Source organism: Streptomyces sp. SM1 (assembly GCF_002910825.1).
GTDB lineage: Bacteria > Actinomycetota > Actinomycetes > Streptomycetales > Streptomycetaceae > Streptomyces > Streptomyces okerensis.
The window spans coordinates 1-7,596 of sequence record NZ_NEUB01000889.1; the positions used below are offsets into that span (position 1 = coordinate 1).

At 65.3% G+C, this 7,596-nt stretch carries 4 protein-coding genes and 2 pseudogenes; 5 read left to right on the forward strand and 1 reads right to left on the reverse strand.

What is annotated here, in order from left to right; genetic code table 11:
* Both B9S61_RS41165 and B9S61_RS29920 read left to right on the forward strand, forming a co-directional pair.
* Positions 1-230: pseudogene (locus B9S61_RS41165) on the forward strand (hypothetical protein); the annotation flags it as partial.
* Positions 227-1,324: an IS3 family transposase gene (locus B9S61_RS29920; protein WP_258039778.1), complete on the forward strand. Its 1,098-nt coding sequence runs from the start codon at positions 227-229 to the stop codon at positions 1,322-1,324. The pseudogene B9S61_RS41165 and the gene B9S61_RS29920, both read left to right, overlap by 4 nt.
* A 395-nt stretch (positions 1,325-1,719) precedes the next feature.
* Here the strand turns inward: B9S61_RS29920 and B9S61_RS29925 are convergent, their stop codons facing one another.
* Complete coding sequence (locus B9S61_RS29925; protein ID WP_103545037.1) at positions 1,720-5,754, reverse strand: helix-turn-helix domain-containing protein; 4,035 nt, start codon at positions 5,752-5,754, stop codon at positions 1,720-1,722.
* 197 nt (positions 5,755-5,951) lie between these two features.
* On the opposite strand from B9S61_RS29925, the gene B9S61_RS29930 reads away from it, so the two are divergent.
* From B9S61_RS29930 to B9S61_RS29945, 3 genes and pseudogenes are all read left to right on the forward strand, one after another.
* On the forward strand, positions 5,952-6,551 hold the full coding sequence (locus tag B9S61_RS29930) for an NYN domain-containing protein (RefSeq protein ID WP_219819976.1): 600 nt from the start codon (positions 5,952-5,954) through the stop codon (positions 6,549-6,551).
* Between the two features lie 549 nt (positions 6,552-7,100).
* On the forward strand, positions 7,101-7,352 hold the full coding sequence (locus B9S61_RS29940) for a hypothetical protein (protein ID WP_103545038.1): 252 nt from the start codon (positions 7,101-7,103) through the stop codon (positions 7,350-7,352).
* Positions 7,349-7,596, forward strand: a pseudogene (locus tag B9S61_RS29945) (hypothetical protein); the annotation flags it as partial. The gene B9S61_RS29940 and the pseudogene B9S61_RS29945, both read left to right, overlap by 4 nt.

A 7,596-nucleotide genomic window follows, 5' to 3' on the forward strand; every position in this document is an offset into this window, starting at 1 on the left:
GGCGTCAGCAGCGGGACAAGGGTGCCGAGGCGGCGCTCGCCGCATCGGCGGGTCGGCCGAAGACCGATCCGCGGGACAAGGAGATCGCCCGGCTCAAGTCCGAAAACGCCAAGCTGGGAGCCGAGCTGGGCAAGGCACGCACCGTCATCGAGGTGCAGTCAAAACTCTCCGCGCTGCTCGACCAGTTCGCCACGGACAGCGCCACGACGAACAACGGCGAGAGCAAGTGACCTTGGCGGAAGCGGCGTCCGCTGGCGTGCCCGTCGGCGAGGGCGAGTCGGCCTTCGAGGCGGCCCGCACGGTTGCCCTGGGCAAGCTGTCCCTCCTGGTCGGCCGGGTCAAGGCATGCGCCGCGCTCGGCGTGAGCCGGGCGACCTGGTACCGCCACCACCGCACGTCCCCGCCGCCGGTGAAGCCGACGCTGGAGCGCAAGCGCCATCCGCGGGCCCTGAGCGAGGCTGAGGAGGCGGAGGTCCTGGCGGTGTTGCGGTCGGCCGAGTTCGTCGACATGGCACCGGCCGAGATCTACGCGGTGCTGCTGGACCGGGGCACCTATCTGTGTTCGGAGGCGACGATGTACCGGATCCTGCGCCGACACGGCGAGGTCCGCGAGCGCCGTCGGCAGGCCACGCATCCGCCCCGCAAGAAGCCTGAGTTGATCGCGACCGCTCCGAATCGGGTGTGGTCGTGGGACATCACGAAGCTGAAGGGCCCGTATCGGGGAAGCTATTTCTGCCTCTACACGATCATCGACATCTACAGCCGCTACACCGTCGGCTGGATGATCGCCGCATCCGAGAACAAGGACCTCGCCGAGCAGTTCCTGTCCTCCACCATCACCAAGTACCCCGTTGAGCAAGGGAAGCTGACGATCCACTCCGACCGGGGATCGCCGATGATCGCCCACAACGTCGCGCAGATGCTCAGCAATATGGGCGTCACCAAGTCCCATTCGAGACCGAAAACGTCGAATGACAACCCGTACTCGGAAAGTCAGTACAAAACCTTGAAGTACCGGCACGATTTCCCCGACCGGTTCGGCTGCATCGAGGACGCCCGCACCTGGTGCACCGGCTTCTTCGACTGGTACAACCTCGCCCACCGACACTCCGGGATAGCGATGCACGCCCCATTCGACGTGCACTTCGGGCTCGCCGACCAGCTCCGCGAGATGCGAGCCGACGTCCTCACGAGCGTCTACCAACAACACCCCGAACGGTTCGTCCGAAAGCCACCCCAGCCACCGAAACTGCCCGAGGCCGCCTGGATCAACAAGCCGGCCGACCTCCGACACGACGATCAAACGATCCCGGCACAGCGATAGAACGAACTACCTGCCTTGATCACGTTGACAGGTTCCGCTTACCCTGGCTGCCGCACTGGTGACAGCCCTCACCACGGTGTCTCAACGGTGACGGCTCACCTCCGGTCGCGTACCTGCCGTCAGCACTCTCTCCGTGACTGCAGACGCCCTCCGTGCGCGGGGGCCACGCCGTACCCTACGTGGTGAGGCGGACGAGGTCTGCGATCCCACGCCGTCCCATTCGGGAGCGTGTCCGCGAGTGTGGGAAGCACGGTGTTCGGCTGCACCACGGTGCCCCCAAACCGGGAGCACCCGTGTGCCCGCAAGGCTGGCCCCAAGCGTCTGCCAGCTCACGTTGCGGATTGGGGGCGCTCGGCGCCTGCGGGGTAGGGCCCTCGTTCTCGCCGATGGAGTGGTTAGCGGTCTCTGAGGTCATCGGCGACCGTACGGTCGATGTTGTGCTGTGCACTGTCCGCGAGTGCTTTGTAGAAGAGGTCGACGACAGAGCCGCGCGGCAGTCTGGCACGGATGCGCTGGGCGCGTTCGCGGATGTCTAGGTCTTCCGGATATGGCTGACCAGGTGTTCCGGACCGGAAGCCGTAGACTACTGAGGCGTGCAGGTTTCCCGCGGTACGGCGGAACAGGTCTTCCGACAGCCGGGAGGCTGTCTTCAGCAGAGCGCTGACGTAGTCCACGTGTTCCCAGACGATGTTCTTGGGCATTTTCTTCAGAAGTGGGGCGGCGGCGTACGCCAGTTCGCTGTTCCCTTCCTGGTAGGGCTCAAGGAAGAGACTGAGGGTCAACTCGTCGGCGGGGCCGGCGACAGTCCAGAAGAGGTCCGGTGCATGCAGTTCACGGCGCCACGGGTTCTCATGTGGTTGGGCCAGCCAGTTCCGCACCGATCGCATCAGGTCAAGCCGAACAGGACTGTCAGGCAAGGGGAGCCGAACACTCCACTGGTAAGGCATGGGATCGAAGTGCTTCTTCGCGGGGTCCTCCTCCCAGCGTTCGATCCGTGCGCAAAGGAGGCCGACTGCGGCTTCCGGGTCGGCCTCGGCAAGATGGGCCACAAACTGTTGCACCGTGTGATCATTGAGCGTGGGAAGAGCCGTCAGCTGGGCCAGGAAGTAGCTGCGCTGGCTGTCGGTGAGCTGGTCCCAGGACAACAGGCGATCCATCGTGAAGGCCCACCAGAGGCGATATGGCACGACTCCGGTCTCGCCGAAGGGTACGGAGGTCAGCAAGCCAAGGGCCTCGTCCTTCGAAGTGGGCAGCATCGACACGGCCATGCCGAGGACTCCCGCGCGCACCATGGGGTCGGGGTGATCGGCCAGGGAGCGGGCGAGTGCGAGTGCACCGGCCTCCTGCACCGATGGTTCCGGGATGTACTTCTGGAGGGCCTCGGACACTGCCTGGACTCCCACAGCTTCCCCGTCGGCAACAAGCTCGCGGCATGTGTCCATGGCGCGGGGAACGTCCTGTTCGAACGATGCGTGTAGCACTGAGGGCAGCATGACACGGGCAGCTCCCTCCTCGACGCTGGCCAGCCGGTCGAGAAGTGCGGGGACTAGGTCAGGGCACTCCTGCAGCGCTTCCTTGAGTACTACGTGCACTCCTTCTGAGTGACTGGCCAGTACCCGGTGGCCCCTCTCGATGAGCGACACGAGTAGATCTGCGGCCTGGCTGGCGGTCTGTTTCCTGAACTCGCCGAGCGTCTGGTGGCGTAGTGCCGCCCAGTGGTTTTGGACGCTCTCCAGGGATTCATTCTCTTCAGAGCCAGGCACCAGGGATTCGTCGTAGGCGCCTGTGTGGAGCAGGAGCGCCAGCCGGTGTTCCGTTTTGTCCGGCAACGCATCGACTACGGTCTGTGCCGCCTCACGCATCTGAGTGGGGCCGTATTTGACGGTCCAGCTCAGCGAACGCCGGGTCGCGAGCGACACCAGAGGACCCGGCTGCGTTGCGGTAACCCGATTGGCCAGTTCGCGGAGCAACTCGATGTTGCACGGCTCGAATGCGTCGCTCTGGTCGCGAACGGCTTCTTCCAGGGACGCGGCGGCCACGGCTGCTCGCCCTTCGTGCCCGGACGTGTACTGGTCGAGGAGGATTGCCACCGCACGTCGCCTGATCGGCGCGACCACCTCCACTCGGACCGGGTATTGGCTGAGAGTGAGAGTCCAGCCTTCCATCGTTCGCCCCTCCGCCGTGCTGGAGAACAACGGATCGAGCAGCGCGAGAGGCATTCGGTTCACGGGGTTCGGCGGGGCTTGTTCCACCCAATCCGCCACCGCATCGAGCAGGATCTCCTGATAATCCGCTGGCTTGCCCGGGACGTACGAGGCAAGGTCCAGGAGAACACGCAGGGCCGCGTCCGGGTTCTGGTTGAGCGGCCGTCCGTCGTTGCGACCCAAGGACCACAGGAGATCGTATACGCCGCGCAGCTGATCTAGGTCAACGGCGACTGCCTCTAGGACACGCGGTACTTTGCGCAGGACATCGGCCTGGCCGTACGTGCCCGGCATCCAATCCATGCTGTCTGGCCGGTCGTCCTGGACCGTCGGGTTGTCCAGAGCCCATCGCATCAAGTCGAGAACGCGCTGAGGCTGGAAAGGAGCGATCCTCAAGAGGAGCTGCAGAAGTGCCGCACGGGTGTAAGCACCCCCCCGTTTGAACTCATCCTCCACCACGGTCCACAAGGGATCGAGGACACTCCCCCGGCGGGAGCCAATGCCGTTCCACTGCCAGTCGACACGGCCAGCGTTGAGGAGGGCGTTGGCCAGTGCGTCACCGTCCGCGTGTTCGCGGACCTCGCGGAGGTACTCGCTGGGAGAGCCATCGTGCGGATTGAGGGCTGCCTCGGCAAGGAGGACATCGCCGAGCAGGTCGGGGGAAATGCGAATCGAGGCGCCGCGCCGCACCACGATGCCTGTTCCTTCGAGATGCAGCAGCCGAGGACTGATCCTGGAGAACGGCATCTGCAGGATGCCGGACAGCGCGTCCTGGAATTGGGGTACGTCCGTGGCAACGGGCTGCAGGGCAGCAATGGCATGCAGCAGCGCCCGGTCATCATCGGGCTGCAGTGACTGCGACAGGGCAGACTGGACGAACACGTCGAGGAGCAGTCGGTGCACGTCGGTGCTGCTCTGCAAGGCGTGGACATCCAGCTTTCCTCGCCGTAGGGCACTCGCGGCATTCACTAGCAGCAACGGCGAGTCAGCGGCGACGTGCGCCACGACGCGAGCGGCGTGTTCCTGTCCTTCTCCCAGAATCTCGGAGGCCAGCATGAGCGCGTCATTGCCGCCCAGGGCCGACAGCTCCCACCGCGGAATTTCGCTCTCCTCCACTTTGGCAGCGCGAAGAGCCTGCTGGACCACATGCCTGCCGTACGGTCGGGTCGCGATCACCAAACGGGCGGCGGGTCTTGCGCGCAGTACGCCGGTCAACACCAGGGCGAGATCGTCTGACCGCTCGTGCGCGTCCTCGATCAGCACGAGCAGTCGATCGTCTGTCGGAAGATGCTCGACCTCCTCCGGCGTGAACGGGCCGGGCAGTAGTACACGGACGCTCCCGCCGAGGCCGGAAACGTGTTGGCGTGCAAGCTGGCACAGCAAACGGCTCTTTCCTTGCCCCGCGCTACCGGTCAGGACGCCGATCCGCGGTCCCTCGCTGCCGGCAGCGAACGCGGTCATGGCCTCCAGAAAGGCCGTCCGGCCGACGAGCTGGAACTCGTGAGAATAGACAGAGCTGGGCAGGGAGATCGGGAACGCCTCGTCCGTGGTCTGCCAGACGCTGGGGTTTCGCACCCCCAAGAACTCCTCCCTCATGTCCGGGAAGAAGCGGTCAATCAGCGTGAGTGCCTGGTCGGGGGGGAGCTTGCTGACCTCACGGGACAGGACGCGGGAGTCCCAGATGGTCCACTCGTCCAGCTCGTCGCAGGCCTCGACCACGGCGGCGGTCGCACGCGTGGACAGGAAGAGAACACAGCGGTCGACGCGGGCTTTGGCACGGTCCAGTTCTGCCACAGCCTTTGTGAAGGAAGCCGGCTGGAACTTCTCGTACTTCTTGCACTGGATGCCGATGCGCTCCCCACCGGCCGTGACGACGCGGATGTCGATGCCGTGCTGCTTGTCTCCGCTGACCCCGTACCGCAGGACCTCCTGAGCGTCCGGATACAGCCGCGAGGCCAGAGCGTCGCAGAAGGCCTCGAACTGATAAGCGTCCAGGCGGTTGAAGGGCAGCTCCTCCAGAAGCGGACGGCGTGGAGCTGTGGCGGCACCGTCGATGCCCAGCGCCGCACGCAGAAGCTGAAGTTTTTCTCCTCTTGGTGAGGTCTCGCCGCGTTCCCAGCGGCTCACCGTCTGCTGCCCGACGTCGAGCCGGCGGGCCAGTTCAGCCTGATCCCACCCTCGCGCCTCGCGTGCAGCTCGGATCTCAGCAGCAGAAAAGTCACCCATGAAGGAATCATACGCATCCTTCGTGGCACCCTGCGTATGAATCTTCTGCTACGGTGTGGCGTGCAACAAAAACGGCCCCTTGCGGGGCCGTCAACCCGAGTGCTTGCGCTCTCGGGGGGGTATGCCTGCATGCTAGCACAAGCCCCTCCAGCGTGGCATGACTGATGCAAGGGGCGCGCATGGGGAGGACGGCTGTCTTGATCGACGGCTTCAACCTGTACCACGGCATGAAGGAGCAGCGCGGGCGTCGCTATCTGTGGCTGGACCACGTCGCGCTTGCCTCGCGCCTGCGGCGACGCGACCAGATTGTCGATGTCCGCTACTTCACCGCTCCCGTTCTGGACGACGCCGGGGCGTCCGGCCGTCAGCAAACGTACCTGGAAGCGCTCAAGGCCCACAATCCCGGAGTGCTGACCGTGGTAGAGGGTCGATACCAGCGCAAGCGCATGCGCTGCCATGCGTGCAGTACGCACTGGACCAGCTATGAGGAGAAGGAAACGGACGTCAACATCGCCGTCGCCCTCATGGAGATCGCGGCATTGCCGACGGTCGACACCGTGCTCGTCATCAGCGCGGACAGCGATCTGTGCCCAGCCGTTCGGTCAGCCCGAAGGGTCAATCCGCAGCTGACCATCGTCCCAGCGTTCCCGCCACATCGGCGTTCGGGCGAGCTGCGGGCGCTGCTTCCGTCCGCCTTCACGATCAGCGAGACAAAACTGCGGCAGTCCCAGCTACCCCCTGTCGTACGAGACTCCGTCACGGGAGCCAAGTACATGCGCCCCGCTTACTGGAACTAAGCGGTGTTCGGTACTCGTGGATGAGTCCGCCGAGCACGTTGTTGGGGTGGACGCGGCGGAGGTACTCGCGGGCGGTAAGCGCTGCTGTGGCGGTGGCCAGGAGATCGCGACGAGGTCATCGACGGTCGCAGGACGAGCGCATCGTCCATCTCCGCGAAGGGCGTCGGCTGAGATCGGGTGATCGAGCATCCGCATCACATGGGCTAGCTCGTCGACGGTCAGCTCGCGCAGCTGGCGGCTACATGCTCGGACGGCTAGCGCTAATGGTGCCGCTCCTGGGACCCGTCGCGGGTATGGGAAGAGACGACGGCCTGCGTCGACCATAGGCACGCTCGGCACGGCCTCCATGCGGGTTGCCACATTGCTCTTGGCCGACGTCACACAGGACGATGATGACGTCGACTTCGCCGCGCTGTACGGCAGCCATGAGGAGCTCTCGCTTGCGAAATCACACCCACCGACCGTCCCTCGGCCCCTGGCCGGGGGAGGCGCAAGCAGCTACCTCAATCGCCTCCCCCGGGCGGGTATACCCGATGTATTCTGTCAGGCATGGCACACACAACGATCAAGGTGGAGAGCAGTGTCCGGGACCGGCTGGCGATCCTGGCCGCCGAGAAGGACACAACGATCGCGGGGCTCGTCGGCGAATTCGCCACCCACACCCTCACTCAGAGCGAGCGGGACGAGCAGGTCGCGAAGACCCTCGAAGTCCTGCACGCGCTCTCCGGCTACGCCCCGGATCCCGAGCAGGACCGCGCAGCGGACGATGAGCTCACGCGCCGGCTCGGCAGCGCCGCGTGAACCCTGTCGCCCCTGTCGATGTAGTCCTCGACGACAGCGCGCTGCTCGCTCTGGGCTCAGGCAACGCCCTGGCCTCCCGCCTTCTGTACCAAGCCGCCGAGACCGGGGTCTGGCGCGTCCACGTCGCGCTGGCCACACTCGCCGAAGCGGACCGGGTACGCACCGGACTCGCCGGCCACCTCGGCATGCTCGACCAGGTGGTTTTTCATCCGCTCGATCTCGCCGCCGTCTTGGCCGCCTCGGG

What these genes read in the sequence shown, in the direction of transcription:
- B9S61_RS29925 (WP_103545037.1), bottom strand. Translation starts at nt 5,754, where the DNA reads ATGGGTGACTTTTCTGCTGCTGAGATCCGAGCTGCACGCGAGGCGCGA.
- B9S61_RS29940 (WP_103545038.1), top strand. Translation starts at nt 7,101, where the DNA reads ATGGCACACACAACGATCAAGGTGGAGAGCAGTGTCCGGGACCGGCTG.